Source organism: Streptomyces sp. NPDC001339 (genome assembly GCF_042895955.1).
Taxonomy (GTDB): Bacteria; Actinomycetota; Actinomycetes; order Streptomycetales; family Streptomycetaceae; genus Streptomyces.
Map to the genome: position 1 here is coordinate 265874 of NZ_JBIAWT010000006.1, position 19316 is coordinate 285189.

Sequence of the window (19316 nt, forward strand, 5' to 3'; positions counted from 1 at the left end):
CGTCACTCCGGGAGGGGATCGAGCCGGACCGCGCTCACCTTGAATTCGGGCATACCGCTGCGCGGGTCCAGGGCGGGATGGGTGAACAGATTGGCCCGGCCGTCCCCGGTGAAGTGGAAGGGCACGAAGACGGTGTCCGCGCGCAGCGTCGGATCCAGCCGGACGCGGGCCGTCATGCCGCCCCGGGCCGAGGTGATCCGGGCGAGACTCCGGTCGGTCAGCCCGAAGCGGGCGGCCGTGTCGGGGTGGATCTCGACGAACGCCTCTGGGACGGCCTCGGACAGCTCGGCGACCCGGCGGGTCTGCGCGCCCGACTGGTAGTGGGTGACGACCCGGCCGGTGGTGGCGTACACGGGGTGGTCATCGCTGGTGTCCTCGGCGGGGCCGAGGTGGTCGACGTCGGCGAAGCGGGCCCTCCCGTCGGGGTGGGCGAACCGGTCCAGGAACAGGCGGGGGGTGCCCGGGTGGGGTGCGGGGGTGTCCGGACAGGGCCAGTGGAGGCTCTCGCCCGCGTCCAGCCGGTCGTAGGAGATGCCCGAGTAGTCGGCGCGCCCGCCCCGGGAGGCGGCGCGTAGTTCCTCGAACACCTCGCGCGGCTCGGTGGGATAGCGGTCGGCCGGTTCGCCGAGCCGAACAGCGAGGTCGTGCAGGATCCGCAGGTCGCTGCGGACCAGGGGTGGCGGGGTGAGCAGGGCGCGGCGGCGCAGGACGCGCCCCTCCAGGCTGGTCAGGGTGCCGTCTTCCTCGGCCCACTGGGTGACCGGCAGGACGACGTCGGCCATGCGGGCGGTCTCCGAGGGCACGAAGTCGGCCACGACCAGCAGGTCGAGCGAGGCCAGGCGTTCGGCCACCCGCGCGGAGTGGGGTGCGGAGACCGCGGGGTTCGAGCCGAGGACGAGCAGGGCCCGCGGTCCCGTCCGGCCGCCGAGTGCGTCGAGCAGTTCGTAGGCGGTCCGTCCGGGCTCGGGCAGCCGGTCCGGGGGCACGCCCCACACGCCGGCCACGTGGGCCCGGTCGGCGGGATCGGTGAGGGACCGGTAGCCGGGGAGCTGGTCGGCCTTCTGCCCGTGCTCGCGGCCGCCTTGGCCGTTGCCCTGACCGGTCAGGCAGCCGTATCCGCCGTCCGGGGAGCCGGGCAGGCCGAGGGCGAGCGCGAGGTTGATGAAGGCGGCCGCGGTGGCGGTGCCCTGCCGGTGCTGTTCGACGCCGCGTCCGGTGAGGACGTAGCTGTGGTGGCTCTCGGCGAGCAGGCGGACGGCCGTGCGCTGGTCGCTCACCGGCACGCCGGTTTCGGCCTCGACGCGCTCGGGCCACCAGCCGAGGGCGCGCCGCGCCGCGGCGTCGAAGCCCCGGGTGCGCCGCTCGACGTAGGCGCGGTCGACGAGCCCTTCCTCGATGGCGAGGTGCAGCAGGCCGAGGCCGAGGGCGAGGTCGGTGCCCGGCGCGGGTTGGAGGTGCAGGGCGGCGCGGTGTGCGGTGGCACTGTGTCGTGGGTCGATGACGATCAGCCGGGCCCGCTTCAGGTGCTGCATCAGGGGCGGCATGGTCTCCACGACGTTGGCGCCTGCGAGGAGCACCGTCCGCGCCCGGGCCAGGTCGGTGACGGGGAAGGGCAGTCCCCGGTCCATGCCGAAGGCGTCGTTGCCCGCCGCGGCCGCGGACGCCATGCAGAACCGGCCGTTGTAGTCGATCTGGCCGGTGCCCAGTGCGACGCGGGCGAACTTGCCCAGTAGGTAGGCCTTTTCGTTGGTCAGGCCGCCTCCGCCGAACACCGCCAGTGCGTCGGGGCCGTGGTGCGCTCGGATCCGGCGCAGGCCCTCGGCGACGGTGTCCAGCGCGGTGTCCCAGGAGGCTTCCGCCAGTCGGCCGTCGCGGCCACGGACCAGGGGGGTGAGCAGTCGGTCGGCGACGGTGAGGACCTCTGGCGCGGTCCAGCCCTTCTGGCACAGCCTGCCCTGGTTGACCGGGAAGCCGGTCGGTTCGACCGTCACCCCGGCGGCGCGGTCGCCGGTCAGCCGTGTCCCGCACTGCAGAGCGCAGTACGGGCAGTGGGTGTCCACAGCCGGCTCCGGCAGCGGCTCCTCACACACGGCTGGTCTCCCGGAGGCCGTCCGGCGCGGTGCCGGGCTCCGCCGGCTGACGGCGCAGGTAGACGACCCGGATGAGCAGGACGCACAGGACGTAGTAGGCGAGGAACGCGACGAATGCGGGTGTGCCGGTGCCGGAGCCGTCAGCGTAGGAAACCTTGAAGGCAAGGTTGATGGCCGCTCCGCCGAGGGCGCCCACGGCGCCGGCGATGGCGATGACGGCGCCGGACAGCCGACGGGCCCGGGCGAAGGCCCCCGTGGCGTCCTGGCCGCCGGTCACCTCGCTCTCCGCTTTCCGCGCGAAGACCGCCGGGATCATCTTGTACGTCGATCCGTTGCCGAGTCCGCTGAGCACGAACAGCGCCGTGAACCCGGCGACGAACAGGCCGAAGGAGCCCACGTGGGAAGCGACGATCAGCACTGCCGTGCCGGCCCCCATGGCGAGGAAGTTCCACAGGGTCACCCGTGCCCCGCCCAGGCGGTCGGCCAGCCAGCCGCCGAACGGCCGGGAGAAGGAGCCGAGGAGCGGGCCGAGGAAGGTGTATGCGACCGCCTGCACGGGGGTCGCGTCGAACTCGTTCTGCAGGACGAGTCCGAAGGCGAAGCCGAACCCGATGAACGAGCCGAAGGTGCCGATGTAGAGCAGGGAGATCCACCAGGTGTCGCGGTCCCTGAGGGCCTCGCGCTGGGCCCCGGGGGCGGCGCGTACGGCGTCCACGTTGTCCATGCGCCGGGCCGCCAGCACGGCCACGACCAGGATGAGCGGAAGGTAGACGGCCGCCACGTACTCGGGGTGGTCACGGCCGGAAACGGCGATGACCGCGAGGCCGATGAGCTGGACCGCGGCAACACCCAGGTTGCCTCCGCCGGCGTTGAGGCCCAGTGCCCAGCCCTGGTGCCGCTGCGGGTAGAAGGCGGTGATGTTGGTCATGGAGGACGCGAAGTTGCCGCCGCCCACCCCGCCCACGGCGCCGATCAGCAGAAACACCCACAGTGGGGTGCCGGGTTGCCGGACGAAGCAGACGGCGAGCAGCGTGGGGACGAGCAGGAGGAGGGTGGCGAACACGGTCCAGTTGCGTCCGCCGAACCGGGTCACCGCGTAGCTGTAGGGCAGCCGTAGCAGAGCACCGACGACGGTGGGCGTGGCCACCAGCAGGAACTTCTCACCGGCATCGAACGCAAACCCCGTCTCCGGGGACATGAACAGCACGAGTACGGACCAGAGGGTCCACACCGAGAAGCCGATGTGCTCGGACAGAACGGACAGGACGAGGTTGCGGCGGGCCACCCGGTAACCGCCCCGCTGCCAGGCGTCCTCGTCCTCGGGGTCCCAGCCGGTGAGCCACGGGCTCTTCGCGGTGGTCTCAGCCATGTTGATGCACTCCAACTCAGGTGAAACATCTGGTGGTTGACGAGAGGGGGAGGGATGGTCCCGGGGCATGAGGGCGGCGCCGGAGACGGGGGAGGCGCCAGCAGCGGCCGAGGATGCCGGGCATGGGTGCGGCGGGGCCGACGGCGCGTCAGGAGGTCGCGACGAGAGCCTTGCGGAACTGCTCGATCACCTCGTCGAGCATCTCGGCGCTCTCCGGCCGGATACGCAGGTCGCCGTCCTCGTGGGCCATGTGCTTGTCGAGCAGGAAGAAGCCCTGCACGACGTGCCGGGCGCCCAGGGAGTGGACTACCGGGCGCAGCGCGTAGTCCAGCATGAGGACATGCGCGGCGCTGCCGCCGGTCGCGAGCGGCAGCACGGCCTTGTGCGTGAACCCGTACTGCGGCAGCAGGTCGAGGAACGTCTTGAGCAGCCCGGAGAAGCTCGCCTTGTACGTGGGTGTGGCCAGCACGATGCCGTCGGCCCGCGAGACCTGGTCCAGTGCGGTGGCGATGGCCGGGTCCGCCGCGTCCGCGTGGAGCAGCGCCGCAGGGGGCAGCGTGCGTACCCTCAGGTGCCCGGCGTGCCATTCGTACTCGGCCAGTCGCCGCGTGATGTGATCCCCGACGAGTTCGGTCTTGGACGTCGGTGACGGACTTCCCGAAACTACCAACACGTTGGACACGGTCACCCCAGAGAAGGTCGGGTAGAGATCTGTACCGCGGCGGGCGGAGCCCGGGACAGGCCCAGGCTCCGCCCGCCTCACGTCAGGCCGGCCAGCCGAAGGCGCTGACGGCATCCCGGGCACGCTGGGGTTCCGGGTCGTTGAAGACGAAGCAGCGGGTGTTGGAGACGCTGCCGCCGGCCGCCCGTGCCGTCGAGAAGATCAGCACCGGCTTCGGGGCACCGTCCCTGGTGACGAAATTCGCCCGGAAGTTGATGATCGGGGAGTCCTCGTCCCAGCGGGACAGGAAGTCGTCGAGCAGTCCCTGATCCTCGTAGATCTTGCGGATGTGCCCGCCCACGTACTCGGACGGCGTGGCGGTGTACTCGACCAGGGCGACGTCGGCCGGGTTGGCGTGCATGACGGTGCCGTTGACCCCGATCAGATGGATCGCCACCGGCGCGACCTCGTAGAACTCGCGCAGGATCGACTCGTGCTCCTCGGTCGGCGCCAGAGCGGGATGCGCATGCTCGTCGACCGTGCGGATCCAGGTGGCCGCGTCGGAGGTGGGGTCCTCCGTGCTGGTGCTGGACACCGGCAGCCGCTCGCCGAGCTCGGGCCGGCTCACCCAGTGGATCCGGGTCTGGTCGCCGCTGCCGGCCACCACGGCGTTGACGCCGGAGGCACGCTCCTGCCGGCCGTCGGCGCTGCGGTAGGTGACCTGGACGTTCTCGAACCGGCCCGCCTTCTCCAGCCGCTCCAGCAGCTTGGGCAGTCCGTCCGAGCCGTCGACCAGGATCCGGCCTCCGAGATGGGCGCCCTCCCCGCCCATGAGGATCGACTGTGCCTTGTTGTGCAGCAGAACGGCACCGGTCCGGTCGGTCACCGTGATGCCGACCGAGCTGTTGCCGACGACGTCGATCAACTGGTCGATTGTGGGCACGCTCTGATTGTCAACTGACATGTCCTGCTCCTGTTCTGAGGGAACTGACGGGATTCCGGTTGCGGGTGTTACGGGGTGGTCGCCGCGGCGACGAGGTCGGCGATCGTCGTGGCGATCGGGAGGTGACCGGAGAGGTAGTAGTCGTGCCCGCCGGGGAAGGTGAACGTCCCCAGGAACGGGCCTGTGGTGAAGCGCTTCCACTCCGCCATGCCGGCGGGGCGCGCGAAGGGGTCGGACTCGCCACCGAAGACTGCGAGCGGGACCTGGACCGACTGCCGGCTGATGCGGTGCTCCCGCCGCATGCGCAGATCCAGGGCCAGGCATGTCCCGTCCGCGTCGCCCTCTGTGTCGGCGGGGCGCTGGTCTCGGCGCAGAGCCTCGAACGCCGCGGCCACCAGGGCGCGGGGGGCGCTGTCAGGTGTGGGAGCACCGGAGACCGACAGGCCGGTGACCTCGTATCGGGGATGTTCTTCGAGCCGGGCGGCCAGTTCATAGGCGAACAGAGCCCCCAGGCTGTGCCCGAACAGGTGCAGCCGGCCTTTCGGCAGCAGCGCGGTGAGGTCGTCCACCCAACGGTCCACGGCGGCGGACACGGAGGCGGGCGCCTCCTCGTGAGCCAGTCGGCCGCGGCCCGGCAGCTCACAGTGGAGCGCCGGTACGGCGGGCGGCAGCAGTGCCCCGATCGGGAGAAAGGGTGAGGTGACGCTGCCGGCCGGTGGCAGGAAGGCCACGGCGTCGACGGCGTCGCGCAGACTGCCCTGAACTACGATGGATCGTCCGCTCGTCATGCCGCTCCCTGCGTCTTCCCGTTGGATTTCCGTCTGCTGCTACTGCAGAAGGAAATTCTGCTCGATATTTTTGAGAGTGCGGAAGGAATCCAGGTCCACGTCCATGGACTCCAGCATTTCGCCGCGCAGCTCCTCGATGTGCAGGACCAGTTCCACGAATTGCAGGGAGTCGACGATCTGAGATTCGATGATGTCGGTTTCCGGATCCAGATCGCCCTCACCGAGCTCCGGGTTGCGCTGGAGAATCCAGGAACGCACGTCCTGCCAGGTCGCCGTCATGACAGACCGTCCGCACCGGCCAATTGCGTGGCGAACGCGTTGAACGCCGCGACCCGGTCGGCCACTTCGGAGATGAGTGCCAGGTCGCCGGGGCTGATCGGGCCCCGGCGGTGCCCCTGACCGCGCAGCAGAACGAGGTGGCCACCGCGCACCCCCCGGTAGACCAGCGGGATGCCCACCGCCGACTCCGCGTTCCACTGGCGCAGTCGGTCGAGGTGGCTCGGATCCGTCTGTTTGACCAGGCCGTCATGGCCGCTGATCACGAGCGTTTCGCCACCGTTGTCCTCGGCGAGGCCGCGTACGTTGTCCAGCGCCGTGGAGAACTCGGCCGGCGACTGGACCACGAGCTGGGAGTGCGTGGCGAGGGCACCCAGTGAGAGGGCGGAAGCGAGGAAGGGGACGCAGGACTTGGCCACCGCCGGGGTGACTTCCCTGAGGTCGGCGGCCCGCTGGATGGTTGCGCTGATGTGCGCGAGGAACCCCAGGGATTCCTCGGCCGCCTTGCGTCCTGCGATGTAGCGCAGCGCGGTGTTCCAGTTCTCTGTCGAATTTCCCGAACCGTTTCCAGGCATAAGAATCCCTTGGTGATGGGGTGGATGCGGTGACTTCTTCGACCTCGGCGCACGGTTACGAAAAGAGGACCGGCGGATTCAAGTCCGAGGGAATCGGCGCAAATTCACTGTGCGCCACTCTCACTTTTCCCGACACTAACAGCTGATTTCCGGTGGCACAAGAAGGAATTCACATCGGACTCAGGCGAAGCGCACGTCCGGGTCGAGCAGGCACAACTGCCCATCGGCCAGATGCAGTCGGTCGTTGCTGTAATTCAGCACGGCGGAACGCAGGTCGCGCAGCGCCTTCTCCAGTCGGGTCGGCGAGTCCTGCAGGTAGCCATGCCTGAGCCCGACGGCATCCACCAGGCCGTCGACAGCCCGGTGACACTCCTCCGCGGCAGTGATCTTCAGGTTGTTCAGCAGGAGTTGACTGCTCGCCCCCGACAGGTCGGCACCGCTCATCACGAGCGCCTCGGCGCGACGCAGCAGGGCGTGCACGGTGTCGAGCCGTGCCCTGGCCCCGGAGAGCCGGGTCATCAGCAGCTCCGAGCCGAGGTCGAAGCGTTTGCGGCCCGCCGGATCGCGCAGCAGCCGCAGGACGCGGGACAGGGCGCCGGCGGCGGTGCCCAGCCAGGCCGCCGACCAGCCGATGTGGGCGAGTGGCCCGAAGACGGACTGGGCGATGCGGTGGAAGGCGCCGTGTTCGCCGATCACTTGGTGGGCGGGGATGGTTCCCGTCAGTGTCAGTGGCAGGCTGTGGCTGGCGCGCATCCCCATCGGGCACCACACCCCGGCGCTCTCCACCCGCAGTTGGTGCCGGTGGGCGTAGACCAGGGAGACATGGCGATCGGCCGTGGCCTGCGGGCTGCGCATCGTGATGAGGAAACCGTCCGCCACGGTGCCGCCGGTCACGATCGGGGCCGTCCGGTCGATCTCCAGTGTGCCGTCGCCCTCGCTGAGGGGGGCGTACGACCTGAACAGGTGGCCGCCCTTGCCCGGTTCGGTGGTCACCGATGCCAAGTACAGCTTCCCCGCGGCGAGTCGGGAGAGCAGGTCTTCGCGCAGCGGGGAGGCGGCGTACCTGACGATCGCCTCGGACTGCTGGCAGTGCATGGCGAAGATCATCGCCACTGACATGTCGGTACGGCCGAGGGCCATGCTCACCTCGACGAGGTCGGCGACCGTACCGCCGAGCCCGCCGTACTCGACCGGTACGAGCAGTCCGAGAAGCCCGGTGCGGCGCATCTCCGCCAGCGCGTGTTCGGGGAACACCGCGTCGCGTTCGGTTTCGGGGAGGTGCTCCTCGGCAACCCGGGTCACGGCGGCGACGCGCTGCGTGAGATCCGGCACCGTACCGTCCGGCACCACCGCCGCGGCCCCGCCCACCGGGGCACCGGGTTCGATGGTCTTCGGTATCGCGCTCGTCATGGTGCCTCTTTCCGGGGGGTGACGGCGGCCGCCTGGAGCGACCGGTGGTCGATCTTTCCGTTGTGCGTCAGGGGTAGCGCGTCCCATTCCCGCCAGCGTTTGGGCACCATCGCCATCGGCAGCGCCTCGCTCAGCGCCTCCTGCAGCTCGGTCTGGGGCATGGGGGCGCGCAGGCTGTAGTGGGCGACCAGTTCACCGTGCGCACCATCACCGGAGACCACGACCGCGCACTGTTCGACGGCCGGATGCCGGCTCAGGACGACCTCGATCTCGCCGAGCTCCATACGGACACCGGACACCTTCACCTGCCGGTCGCTGCGGCCCAGGTAGTACACGAGTCCTTCGTCGACGCGGGCCAGGTCGCCGGAGCGGTAGAGGCGGCCGGTGGCGGAGTCCGGGTCGAAGGGGTCACGGAAGAAGGTGCGGTCGGTGGTGTCGCGGTCGTTGAGGTAGCCCAGCCCCACTCCTGTGCCGCCGACGAAGAGCTCGCCGCTTTCGCCTGGTTCGGCCGCCCGCCAGCGGCCGCCCTCCGCGTCCTGGACCAGCACGTGGAGAGTGGTGTTGGCGACCGGCGCGCCGACCGGAAGCCGGGGACGGGTCAGGTCGCCCGGCACCACCACGTGGTGGGTGACATCGTCGGAACACTCCGTGGGGCCATAGGCGTTGACCACGGACACGTGCGGGAGAGTCGCGAGGACGCGTTCCGCGACGGCCGGGTACAGTTCCTCGCCGGTGGAGAGCAGCCACCGCAGCACGGGCAGTCCGACGCGTTTGCGGCGGGCCAGGTCGTCGACGAGCCAGCCGACGACGGTGGGCACGAGCTCCACGACCGTGACGGCCGCGGCGTCGAGGACGCCGATGAGCCAGCGGGGCAACCTCATGGCCGTGTCACCGACCACCACCACCCGGCCTCCGACCAGCAGCGGGCACAGCATCTGCCAGATCGAGATGTCGAAGACGAGCGGAGCGGTGAACGCCACCGCGTCGTCGGGCCCCAGCGACAGATCGGCCGCCTTGGCCCACAGGTGGTTGACCATACCCTGGTGTTCGACCGTGGCGCCCTTGGGACGGCCGGTGGTCCCCGACGTGAAGATCGTGTAGCGGACCTCCCGGGAGCGGTCGGTGCCGTCCCGGCCCGGGAGCGCGGTGCCCGCGCTCTCTGTGGGCAGCGGCAGGACGGCGATCTGCTCGGCGGCCGCGGCCGATCGGGCGGCGTGCGGTGCGTCGCCGTCGCCCGAGTAGTCCAGGAGCAGCACCGCCCGGCTGCGGGCGAGGACATCGCGGACCCTGACCTCCGGCCAGCTCGGATCGAGTGGCACGTAGGAGGCGCCCAGGGCCTCCAGCGCCAGGAAGACGACCGGAGTGCCGGCGCTGCGTGGGCCGATGGCAGCGACGGCGTCTCCGGCACGCACCCCGGCGGCGTGCAGGGCGTCCCGGGTCGCGGCGACCCGGATCAGCAGGTCCTGGTAGCTCAGTGTGCGGTCGCCTTCGACGACGGCCGGGCGGTCCGGGCCGCGTTCGGCATGCCCGATGACATGGTCCAGCAAGGCGGTCGCGGTGTCGTGTGCGCGGACGTCGCGCAGAGCCAGCTCCCTCGCGCGGACCACCGTGCCGGGCGCCAGGGGGAGTTCGGCCCAGACCCGTGCCGGTGCGCCGGCGCGCTGCGGTGTGGTGGTCATCGCCGGCCCTCCCCCGCGTCCGGGGAGCTGTGACGGTCGAGGTCGTGGAAGAACCCGTCCACGGCGAGCAGCCGGCCGCTCTCGCGGGCGCGGGTGTGGACGTGCTCCCCGACCGCAAGGTCGAGTACGCCGAGCCCGAACGGCGAGAAGACCACGGTACGGTCGGCCGGTACCTCCAGCGCGCCGGTGAGCACGTCGTACAGGGTGCCGTTCAGGAAGTCGCGGCCGCCGGTGCGCTGTTCCGCCAGGTGGACCGAGGTGTTCGCCTTCAGTGCGTGCTCGATGTCGTCGACGACGTTGAAGCTGTCCAGGACGACGTCGGTGCCCAGGTCCCGCAGCGACACGTGCAGCACCAGCGGGTGGTGAGCGAACCAGGACGGTTCCAGGAGGTGGGGCGTGCCCGCCGTGGTGGCGCATACGATCACGTCGCAGGAGCGGATCAGTTCCTGCGCCGAGTCCAGGACGTGCACGGACGCGTCGCCCGCGGTACGGGCCAAGTGGTCAGCGAAGCTTCGCGCGTAGCCGGCCGACAGGTCGTGGACGGCGTACTCCCGCGGGGTCCGGTCGAGTGCGGACAGGTAGGAGTGCACATAGCGCGCGATGAGCCCGGTGCCGAGATAGCCGACGCGGCGCGGGACGGGCCGGTTCCCACCGAGCGCGCGGGCCGCGACCGCGGCGGAGGCGGCGGTACGCACGGCGCTGATGATGGAGCTCTCCAGGCAGGCGTACGGGTAGCCGGTGGCCGGGTCGTTGAGGATGAGAACCGCGGAGGCGCGCGGGATGCCGCGATCGAGATTGTCCGGGAAGCTGGAGATCCACTTCAGGCCGTCGACCGGGCGGTCGCCGCCGACCGAGGCAGGCAGGGCGATGATGCGGGCGGTGGGCCGTTCCGGGAACCGCAGGAAGTACGACGGCGGGTTGACCGTTCGGCCCTCGCCGTGCAGGCGGTATGCCTTCTCGACGAGTTCGATGATCTCCTGTTGCCGCCCGTCGAGCACCTGGTGGACGGTGCTGCCCGGGACGACGGAGAACTGGGGGGCGTCAGCCTGACTGCTCAAAACGTCTCCAGGATCTTGTGCAGGTCGTCATGGCCGTAGTGGTGGGTGACCCAGGTGTCGTTGTAGATCGTGTTGATATAGCGCTCCCCCAGGTCCGGAGCGATGGCCACAGCGGTGTGCGGGGTGCCGCGGCGGTGGGCGAACCACTGTGAGGCGGCGGTGATCACCGTCCCGGAGGAGCCACCCAGGAGGATGCCGCGGGCTGCGAGCCGGCGGCAGGTGCGGATGGTGTCGATCTCATGGATACGGATGACCTCGTCGACGAGTGCGGGGTCGATCAGCGGCATCGGTGCGCCGGCGCCCAGTCCGGGGATGTGCCGTGGTCCGGGCGTGCCCGCGAAACTCACGGAACCGACGCTGTCGACGGCAATGATGCGGACCTGGGGCCGGTGTTCGCGGAAGTAGCGGGCGCAGCCCGTCAGGGTGCCTCCGGTGCCCGCGCCGATGAACAGGGTGTTGAGGTCGGGGAAGTCCTTGGCGATGAGGGCCGCGGTGGTCTCGTAGTGGGCGATCCAGTTGGCGGGATTTTCGTACTGGTTGAGCCAGACGCAGGCCGGATCCTCGGCGCAGCGGCGGCTCACGTACGCCTTGCGGGCGGCGAGGTAGCCACCGGCGGTGTCGGGTTCGTCCACCACGACGACCTCGGCGCCGAGAGCCCGGATCAGGTCTGCGGTCGTGGGATTGCACTTGGGGTCGGTGACGCAGACGAACTTCAGCCCCTTGGAGGCGGCGATCACGGCGAGCGCCACGCCGAGGTTGCCGGAGGAGGACTCGATGAGCACGGAGTCCGGTCCGATGAGGCCGTCGCGCTGGGCCGCGTCGATCATCCGCGCGGCGGGCTGGATCTTGATGGACCCCGCGAAGTTGAAGCCCTCACATTTGAGGTGCAGTGGCAGGCCGAGACTGGGTTGCAGGTCGATGTAGACATCGCCGTCGAGGAGTTCGTGAGCCGCGGTGATGACGGTCATGCGCTGTCTTCACTTCCGTTCATCCGGGTGGGACCGGAACCGATCCGCACTGAGGAGGCTCGGGTCCGTCGGAGCGTGCGTCGCGGGCGTGTGCCGGGGTGTGGTCACACGCCCCTTCGGCCAGGTGAGATCGATCGGTTCAGCGGAGAGTCCGTGGCGGTACGAGCCGGCCGTGCGATGTCACGGTGTCGCACTAGTGGCGCACGCCTTCGCCCGTTCACCGTCCCAGACCCCTGTTGAGATCGGTGACGAGGAACGCTCAATCCACTGATGGCACCGGTCCGAGAGGTGGTCATGGGCTCGCATGCGTGGACCGGGGCGGCCGGGGCGGTCGGCTGTGCGACGACATGACACAGGCGGGCATGACCGCCCCTTCCGAGCGTGCGGGTCTTCGGCAACCCACATGATCAAGGCGTTCATGCCCGCCAACCCGTGAAAAGAGGTCCTCCGCTACGGGTTTGCCGAGGCCATGCGGAGCAACGGGTGCATTCCAAGAACAGACGGTAACCGGAAAACCGGGAATATCCGCATCCCGTCGCTCCGGAGGTCCCGTCCCGGAGCCGGTGTCGAGGGTTCGGGTCGAATAGGTGCCGCCGCTGGGCAGGCGCGAAATGCAGGGGGACGGCTCGGCGTTCAACTCACCGAAAGCTAACGGCTTTCCGGTGCATGCGAGTTCAGAATTCTCAGCTGGAGCTGCTGCAGCGGATAGCCCGGCTCGATGCCGATCTCGTCCACCAGCCGGGCCCGCAGCCCGCCGAACACCTCCAGCGCCCGGGCCCGGCGCCCGTTGAGTGCGAGGGCACGCATGTACTGAGCGTGCAGCCCCTCGTGGTACGGGTGCTCGCTGGTGAGCGAGGCGAGTTCGGCGATCACCTTCTGATGCAGCCCAGCCTCGATCTTGGCATCGACCAGCGCCTCCACCGTATCCAGCCGCGACTCCTCCAGATGCAGGCGTCGCGACTCCAGCACGGGTCCGGTCGGCACGTCCGCGAGGGCGTTGCCGTGCCACAGGCCCAGCGCCTCCTCCAGCAGCCGGATCCCGGTGCGGCCGTCACCGGCTGCCAGTTCCGCCCGGCCGCGGTCGGCCAGCTCCATGAAGTCCAGCCAGTCCAGGCGCATTCCAGAGCTCTGCAGGACGTACCCGCCGGACCGGGTGACCAGCACCTCCTGGGCGATTTCCGCCGGCTCGCGACCGGCCATCTGGGACAGCAGCTTGCGGATGTTGAGGACGTAAGTCTGCAGGGTACGCAGCCCACTCGTCGGTGGCTGATCGGACCACAGCTCCCGCATCAGTGCGGAGACCGGGACCACTTGGTCGGGGTGGACACACAACATCGCGAGCACGGTGCGTATTTTCGGGGCGAGACTCACAGGTTCGTCCGCATCATCGACTCCGATGCGCAAGGGCCCCAGTAGTCCGCAGCACGTCCTGGCTGGTTTCCCTTCCTCCGGTACAAGGGTGCTTTCGTATACCTGATCCGCTGAAGACACGGCGAGTTGCACTGTTCCCCCTTGGAACTGTTCGGTAGTCGAACGCGTAGTCCAGCCATACGCATGATCCAGGTAGCACCCTTTCGTAACCAGGTTGAAATCAAGTCTGCCTGGCCGCTTCTCACTCTTGACCGGGAACGCCGAGGCGTGTTTCGGAAGTCCCGTAACCGCTGGTCACCAGGTGAGATGACCTCGCTGCGGCTGGTGCGTCACGGCGTCGGAGCCGTCCTGAGCAGCCCCGTCCACCGGGCTGAGCCCGCGACGGTTCGGCAGGCGTGCACTGCACGTCGACAGTTTGACCAACAGTTCCTTGAGTGCTGTTTGCAAGGCTCACTGCACCTCAGCATTCGAGCCACCCAATACGCCGGTCGGCTGCAGGCATTGCGTTCCCTTCACCTCACACGTCGGACGGGGGTGCCCGATGACGGCAGCCATACCACCGAGCTCGTCATCTCGCATGGTCAGATCGTCTCGGCGCACCGGAACGAACCGCCTGCCGCCGGCTCCGCTCGATCACTCGGTCTCCGGGCTCCGGCCCGCTCCGGGCGAACGAGCGCCGGCCTTCCTGGGCTGCAACCCCTTGGGGGAGATTCCTGTGAGCACTGCACCGCTCACCGTCTGCATCGTCGGCGCCGGACCCCGCGGCCTTTCGGTGCTGGAACGGCTGTGCGCCAACGAACGCCACTCCGCCTCGCACCCGGCCATCACGGTCCACGTGGTCGATCCCGCCCGGCCTGGAGCGGGCCAGGTCTGGCGGACCGATCAGTCACGCGAACTGCTGATGAACACCGTCGCCTCCCAGGTGACCGTCTACACCGACTCCTCCGTCGACATTTCCGGCCCGATCGAACCCGGCCCCAGCCTGTACGCATGGGCGCGGCGTCTGGGCACACTGAGCGAGCTGGAGCGGCTGCTCGGCGGTTACGACGACACCACCCTGGCCGAGGCAGCCGCCCTGGGCCCCGACGACTACCCGACCCGCGCCCTGTACGGCAGTTATCTGGAGGATGCGTTCCGCGAGGTCGTCATCGCCGCCCCGGACCACATCACCATCACCGTGCACCGCAGCGCCGCCACAGCGCTCAACGAAACACCCGAGCCGGACGAACAGGGCCTGCTCTCCCTGTCCCTGGAGGACGGCACGCGGCTCCCCCGGCTCGACTCGGTCGTCCTCGCCCTCGGACACGTGCCGTCCCGTAAACGGACCGAGATCGCCCGCGCGGCGGAGGCGGCGGGCCTGCCGCACCTCGCTCCGGCCAACCCGGCGGACGTCGACGGATCGTTCATCGCTCCGGCGCAGCCGGTTCTCCTGCGCGGCTTGGGCCTGAACTTCTTCGACCACATGGCACTGTTCACCGTCGGCCGCGGTGGCACCTTCGACCGCGTCGGGGAGCAGCTGCGCTACCGGCCGTCCGGTCGTGAACCGCGGCTGATCGCCGGCTCCCGGCGCGGCATCCCGTACCACGCCAGGGGCGAGAACCAGAAGGGACCCCACGGCCGGCACCTGCCCCGGGTACTGACCCAGGCCGTCCTCGACGAGTTGGCCGAACTACGCCGGGACGGCTACCGCCTGGACTTCTCCGCCGCCCTGTGGCCCTTGATCGCCAAGGAGGTGGAGAGCGTCTACTACGAGACCCTGCTCACCGCGCAGGGACGCGAACAGGACGCCGAGCGCCTGGCGGAGGCGTGTCTGGCCGCCTCCGACGACAAGGCACGGACCGCCGCGGCGCTCGACTTCGGCGTCGCCACAAGTGACCTGTGGCGCTGGGACCGCATCGAACGCCCCTACGGAGACCGGCACTTCACCGACCATTCCGACTTCCGTGGCTGGCTCCTGGACCACCTCCGGCAAGACATACGGCGGGCCAGGGGCGGCAACGTGGACAACCCGCACAAGGCCGCCCTGGACGTCCTGCGCGACTTGCGCAACGAGATCCGGCTGGTGGTCGACCACGCCGGTCTCGACGGCGACTCGCACCGCGACGAGCTCGACGGCTGGTACACCGGCCTCAACGCCTTCCTGTCGATCGGCCCCCCGGTGTCCCGCATCGAGGAGATGGTGGCCCTTATGGAGGCGGGCGTCCTCGACGTGGTGGGCCCCGGCCTGGCGATCGGGGTGGATCACCGGGAGCCCGCGTTCGTCGCGGAATCCGCCGCCGTGCCCGGGGCGGCATTCCGGGCGTCGGTCCTGATCGAGGCCCGGCTGCCCGACGTCGACCTGCGGCAGACCGGGGCGCCGCTGCTGCGCCAGATGCTGGACACCGGGCAGTGCCGCACCTTCCATATCCCGGCTGCCTGCGGCCGGACCTACGAGACCGGAGGTCTGGAGGTCACCCAGCGGCCGTACCACGTGGTCGACGGGCGTGGGCGGGCGCATCCCCGGGTCTTCGCGTTCGGTGTACCCACCGAGTCCGTGCACTGGGTGACGGCGGCGGGCACCCGCCCCGGAGTCAACTCGGTCACCCTCGGGGACTCCGACGCCATCGCACGCGCCGTACTGGCTCTCTCACCGGCAGTCGGCCCGGCCCGCCCGGCTCCGTTGCACGACGCTTCATCATCAGGACGGCTCACGGAGGTCACGGCATGAACGTCTCCACCTCGCCCGACTCCGGGCTGCTGTCGCCGGTACGGGCGGGCACGCCTGTCGAGTCGGTGGTCAGTGATACCGCCTGGTTACAGGCCATGCTGGACGCGGAGGCGGCGCTGGCCCGTGCCCAGGCCCGGATCGGCGTCCTCCCCCAGGCGGCGGCGAAGGCCATTACAGCGGCGGCGCGAGCGGACCGGATCGACCTTACGGCGGTTGCCCACGGTGCACGCGAGACCGCGAACCCGGTGGTGGGCCTGGTCGCCGCGCTGACCGAAGTGGTCGCCGCGGATGATCCGGAGGCGGCAGAATATGTGCACCGCGGGTCGACCAGCCAGGACGTGTTCGACACCGGAGCCATGCTCGTCGCCCGCCATGCCCTCGGGCTCATACGCGCCCACCTCGCCCGGGTCGCGGAGGTTCTCGCCGCGCTGGCCGCGCAGCATCGCGACACCACGATGGCGGGCCGCACACTGGCGCTCCACGCCGTCCCGACGACGTTCGGGCTGAAGGCCGCCGGCTGGCGTTCCCTGGTGACGGACGCGCTCGAACGGGTCGACCGGCTGCTGTCGCACGGCCTGCCGTTCGCACTGGGCGGCGCGGCGGGCACCCTGGCCGGTTATACGCAGTACGCCTCCCTGGACGGGGCGGGAGCGCGGAACTCCTCTCAGGACTCCTTCGACCGCGAGGACTTCCTGCGCCGTCTCCTCGACGCCTACGCCGAGGAGACCGGCCTGTCCGTACCACTGCTGCCCTGGCACGCCCTGCGCACACCGGTCGCCGATCTGGCCGCGACGCTGTCGTTCACCGCCGGTGCCCTTGGCAAGATCGCGATGGATGTGCAGTTCCTGTCCCGGACCGAGGTGGCGGAGGTCGCCGAGCCCACGGCGGTTGGCCGTGGCGCCTCCTCCGCGATGCCGCACAAGCGCAATCCGGTCCTCGCGACCCTCGTGCGCAGCGCGGCGCTGCAAGTGCCGGTGATGGCAGCGGGCCTGACACAGTGCTTGGTGACGGAGGACGAACGATCGGCCGGAGCGTGGCACGCGGAATGGCAGTTGCTGCGCGAGTGCCTGCGGCTGACCGGAGGCGCGGCCCATACAGCGGTCGAGCTGGCCGAGGGCATCGAGGTGGACTCCGCGCGGATGCGTGCCAACCTGAACCTGACGGGCGGGCAGATCGTCTCGGAGCGGATCGCGGCGGTGCTGGCACCACGGCTCGGCAGACGAGCCGCACGCGCACTGCTCACCCGGGCCTCCCAGGAGGCACACCGCACCAGGCGCCCCCTGCACACGGTCCTCGCCGGGCTGCCCGAACTGGACGATGTCCTGTCCGCCGGTGAACTGTCCGACCTCCTCGACCCCACGCGCTACAGCGGCGTCGCCGACATCCTCGTCGACACGGCCCTGAAGGCGCCTCCGTCACTGGCAACTGACGCTCCGTCACCGGCCCACCCGCATTTTCCGCCGGGTGGGCCGGAATGCGGGTGCGAGCCCGTACACGTACGCCTTGGCTGAGCGTGGACTGGGCCTGGCCACCACACGGTTTCCTCGGGATACATGCGGCTCACGATGGCCGAGGTGGCCGCGCGCCTGGCTGTTCCTGCTCGGTCCGGCGCCGCGGGGTCAGAAGTTCACGGTGGAGACGACGTACACCAGAGGGTGCCCCGGTTCGTCGTAGCTGACCATGATCTGCTGGGCGGGCCGTGGATTCTGGCTCCGGGTGGCCGTGCCGGCCCAGGGCTGGTCGGCGCCGAAGTCCCAGCCGACCTTCGCCGCGTCGCCGGGCGTGATCGTGTGCCGGTCCTTCCGCAGGGCGGCGGGGCTGGTGCCGACTGCCTTGAGGTAGTGGTTCAGGCCCCATGTGTTCGTCCTGAACTGGACGAACAGTGAGCTGCTCTGCCAGGAGTTGGTCTCGTAGTAGTAGACGGGGGTGGAGCCGATGGGGACCGGGACGTTGTAGATCCGTTGCTGGACCTTGGAGGGGAAGGCGTTGGTCAGGCCGGTGGCCGCGGCCTCGGCCTGCTTCCCCGCACCGCTGTCGCGGCTCTGCTCCGCGGAGATGACGATGTAGCCGGCCGGGATCGCGATCAGCAGGAAGACGATCAGCGCCGTCAGCAGGGGGCGGTGGCGCTTGGCGCCGGGCGGCGCGGCGGGGCGGCGGTCCTCGGGCATGGGGTGGGCTTCGGTGTCGGTCATCGGCGGCCGGTCCGTTCATAGCGCTCGTAGCGCTCGACGCGGCGGCGGTTGGCGCGGCGGAAGCGGCGGGCCACCAGCCGGGCCAGGTCGGCGGCGCCCACCATGCCGGCTTCCGGGCCCAGCTGGGCCTTGGCGATGGTGGCTTCGGGGCGGTAGCCGCGGCCGGTGAGGTGGCGCCGGAAGGCGTCCCGGGCCGGCCCGATCAGCAGGTCGTCGGCGGCGCTGACCCCGCCGCCGATGACGAAGCAGGACGGGTCGAGCGCGGCGGCGAGGTTGGCGATACCGACGCCGAGCCACTGGCCGATGTCCTGGAGGAGTTCGACGCACATCGCGTCGCCCTCCCGGGCCAGCTCGGTGATCAGCGGCCCGGTGATGTCGCCGATACGGCCGCCGACCCGCTCGATGATGTTGTACGCGACCGGGGAGTCCGCGGCGGCCAGCTCCCGAGCCTCGCGGACGAGGGCGTTGCCGGAGCTGTACTGCTCCCAGCAGCCGCGGTTGCCGCACGGGCAGCGATGGCCGCCGGGCACGACCTGCATATGGCCGAATTCGCCGGCCACCCCGTATTTGCCGCGCTTGACGGCGCCGTCCTCCAGGATCGCGCCGCCGATCCCCGTGCCGAGGGTGATCATGACGAGGTGGTCCTCGCCACGGCCGGCGCCGAACCGCCACTCCGCCCAGGCGGCGGTGTTGGCGTCGTTGTCGACCATGACGGGGACCGCGAGGCGGCCCGCCAGGCGGTCCCGCAGCGGCTCGTTGCGCCAGTTCAGGTGCGGGGCGAAGAGGACGTTGCTGCGGTCCGCGTCGACCCAGCCGGCCGCGCCGATGCCGACGGCGTGCACGTCGTGCCGGTCGGAGAGGTCGAGCACCAGCTCGGTGATGGTGTCCTCGACGACCTTGGGGCTCTTGGACTTGTCCGGCGTCTCGGTGCGGACCTTCTCGAGGATGGTGCCGTCGGCGTCGACCACACCGGCCATGACCTTGGTGCCGCCGATGTCGATGCCCACGGTGGGCACCCGGGGGGCGGTCAGATGCGAGCGCCGCTCGCGGGTGCCGACCGTGCGCAGCACGGTGGCCCGGGCGGATCCCCGGTGCACCCGGTCCCGGTACATGCTCATCGACCCACCTCTTCGCCGTTACGGTCGCGGCCCTGTTCGCCGTGGTGGTCGTGGCGGCTGCGTGCGCGCAAGAGTCGTCTCGTCCCTGCGGGGTCTCGGGAGGCCGGGGCC

General features: G+C 70.2%; 16 protein-coding genes. 2 read left to right on the plus strand and 14 right to left on the minus strand.

Annotation, left to right across the window (positions count from 1 at the left end; translation table 11 throughout):
• Positions 1–2: 2 nt before the first annotated feature.
• The 12 genes from ACFY12_RS19415 to ACFY12_RS19470 all read right to left on the minus strand — a co-directional run bounded on the left by ACFY12_RS19415 (position 3) and on the right by ACFY12_RS19470 (position 13320).
• Complete coding sequence (locus tag ACFY12_RS19415; RefSeq protein WP_390717031.1) at positions 3–2090, minus strand: molybdopterin oxidoreductase family protein; 2088 nt, start codon at positions 2088–2090, stop codon at positions 3–5.
• A complete protein-coding gene (locus tag ACFY12_RS19420; RefSeq protein WP_390717032.1) occupies positions 2083–3459 on the minus strand; it encodes an MFS transporter in 1377 nt (458 codons plus the stop codon). Before ACFY12_RS19420 ends, ACFY12_RS19415 begins: the two co-directional genes overlap by 8 nt.
• Positions 3460–3607: 148 nt before the next feature.
• Entirely contained in the window at positions 3608–4141 is a 534-nt protein-coding gene (gene ssuE, locus ACFY12_RS19425; protein WP_390717325.1) for an NADPH-dependent FMN reductase, read from the minus strand.
• An 82-nt stretch (positions 4142–4223) separates the two neighbouring features.
• Complete coding sequence (locus tag ACFY12_RS19430; protein WP_390717033.1) at positions 4224–5063, minus strand: hypothetical protein; 840 nt, start codon at positions 5061–5063, stop codon at positions 4224–4226.
• A 68-nt stretch (positions 5064–5131) separates the two neighbouring features.
• A complete protein-coding gene (locus tag ACFY12_RS19435) occupies positions 5132–5851 on the minus strand; it encodes a thioesterase II family protein (protein WP_390717034.1) in 720 nt (239 codons plus the stop codon).
• 39 nt (positions 5852–5890) lie between these two features.
• A complete protein-coding gene (locus ACFY12_RS19440; protein ID WP_390717035.1) occupies positions 5891–6130 on the minus strand; it encodes an acyl carrier protein in 240 nt (79 codons plus the stop codon).
• Entirely contained in the window at positions 6127–6702 is a 576-nt protein-coding gene (locus ACFY12_RS19445; protein WP_390717036.1) for a GAF domain-containing protein, read from the minus strand. The genes ACFY12_RS19440 and ACFY12_RS19445 overlap by 4 nt, the downstream gene beginning before the upstream one ends.
• A 180-nt stretch (positions 6703–6882) precedes the next feature.
• Positions 6883–8112 (minus strand): acyl-CoA dehydrogenase family protein, encoded by a 1230-nt coding sequence (locus ACFY12_RS19450; protein WP_390717037.1) that lies wholly within the window; start codon positions 8110–8112, stop codon positions 6883–6885.
• Positions 8109–9791 (minus strand): amino acid adenylation domain-containing protein, encoded by a 1683-nt coding sequence (locus ACFY12_RS19455; protein ID WP_390717038.1) that lies wholly within the window; start codon positions 9789–9791, stop codon positions 8109–8111. The genes ACFY12_RS19450 and ACFY12_RS19455 overlap by 4 nt, the downstream gene beginning before the upstream one ends.
• Positions 9788–10849 (minus strand): 2,3-diaminopropionate biosynthesis protein SbnB, encoded by a 1062-nt coding sequence (gene sbnB / locus ACFY12_RS19460; RefSeq protein WP_390717039.1) that lies wholly within the window; start codon positions 10847–10849, stop codon positions 9788–9790. The genes ACFY12_RS19455 and sbnB overlap by 4 nt, the downstream gene beginning before the upstream one ends.
• Positions 10846–11817: a 2,3-diaminopropionate biosynthesis protein SbnA gene (gene sbnA, locus ACFY12_RS19465; protein WP_390717040.1), complete on the minus strand. Its 972-nt coding sequence runs from the start codon at positions 11815–11817 to the stop codon at positions 10846–10848. The genes sbnB and sbnA overlap by 4 nt, the downstream gene beginning before the upstream one ends.
• A 648-nt stretch (positions 11818–12465) precedes the next feature.
• Positions 12466–13320: a BTAD domain-containing putative transcriptional regulator gene (locus tag ACFY12_RS19470; protein ID WP_390717041.1), complete on the minus strand. Its 855-nt coding sequence runs from the start codon at positions 13318–13320 to the stop codon at positions 12466–12468.
• 583 nt (positions 13321–13903) lie between these two features.
• Between ACFY12_RS19470 and ACFY12_RS19475 the strand changes: the two genes are divergently transcribed.
• Positions 13904–15895 carry an FAD/NAD(P)-binding protein gene (locus ACFY12_RS19475; protein WP_390717042.1) on the plus strand — a complete coding sequence of 664 codons (1992 nt, stop codon included), beginning with the start codon at positions 13904–13906 and terminating at the stop codon, positions 15893–15895.
• Positions 15892–17406 carry a 3-carboxy-cis,cis-muconate cycloisomerase gene (pcaB, locus tag ACFY12_RS19480; protein ID WP_390717043.1) on the plus strand — a complete coding sequence of 505 codons (1515 nt, stop codon included), beginning with the start codon at positions 15892–15894 and terminating at the stop codon, positions 17404–17406. Before ACFY12_RS19475 ends, pcaB begins: the two co-directional genes overlap by 4 nt.
• Before the next feature lie 108 nt (positions 17407–17514).
• Here pcaB and ACFY12_RS19485 read toward each other — a convergent pair whose 3' ends face one another.
• On the minus strand, positions 17515–18087 hold the full coding sequence (locus ACFY12_RS19485) for a hypothetical protein (RefSeq protein ID WP_390717044.1): 573 nt from the start codon (positions 18085–18087) through the stop codon (positions 17515–17517).
• Entirely contained in the window at positions 18084–19205 is a 1122-nt protein-coding gene (locus tag ACFY12_RS19490; RefSeq protein ID WP_390717045.1) for an ROK family glucokinase, read from the minus strand. Before ACFY12_RS19490 ends, ACFY12_RS19485 begins: the two co-directional genes overlap by 4 nt.
• Positions 19206–19316 lie beyond the last annotated feature (111 nt).

What these genes read in the sequence shown, in the direction of transcription:
- sbnA (WP_390717040.1), bottom strand. Translation starts at nt 11,817, where the DNA reads ATGACCGTCATCACCGCGGCTCACGAACTCCTCGACGGCGATGTCTAC.
- ACFY12_RS19420 (WP_390717032.1), bottom strand. Translation starts at nt 3,459, where the DNA reads ATGGCTGAGACCACCGCGAAGAGCCCGTGGCTCACCGGCTGGGACCCC.
- ACFY12_RS19455 (WP_390717038.1), bottom strand. Translation starts at nt 9,791, where the DNA reads ATGACCACCACACCGCAGCGCGCCGGCGCACCGGCACGGGTCTGGGCC.
- ACFY12_RS19490 (WP_390717045.1), bottom strand. Translation starts at nt 19,205, where the DNA reads ATGAGCATGTACCGGGACCGGGTGCACCGGGGATCCGCCCGGGCCACC.
- ACFY12_RS19435 (WP_390717034.1), bottom strand. Translation starts at nt 5,851, where the DNA reads ATGACGAGCGGACGATCCATCGTAGTTCAGGGCAGTCTGCGCGACGCC.
- ACFY12_RS19450 (WP_390717037.1), bottom strand. Translation starts at nt 8,112, where the DNA reads ATGACGAGCGCGATACCGAAGACCATCGAACCCGGTGCCCCGGTGGGC.
- pcaB (WP_390717043.1), top strand. Translation starts at nt 15,892, where the DNA reads ATGAACGTCTCCACCTCGCCCGACTCCGGGCTGCTGTCGCCGGTACGG.
- ACFY12_RS19445 (WP_390717036.1), bottom strand. Translation starts at nt 6,702, where the DNA reads ATGCCTGGAAACGGTTCGGGAAATTCGACAGAGAACTGGAACACCGCG.
- ACFY12_RS19440 (WP_390717035.1), bottom strand. Translation starts at nt 6,130, where the DNA reads ATGACGGCGACCTGGCAGGACGTGCGTTCCTGGATTCTCCAGCGCAAC.
- ACFY12_RS19485 (WP_390717044.1), bottom strand. Translation starts at nt 18,087, where the DNA reads ATGACCGACACCGAAGCCCACCCCATGCCCGAGGACCGCCGCCCCGCC.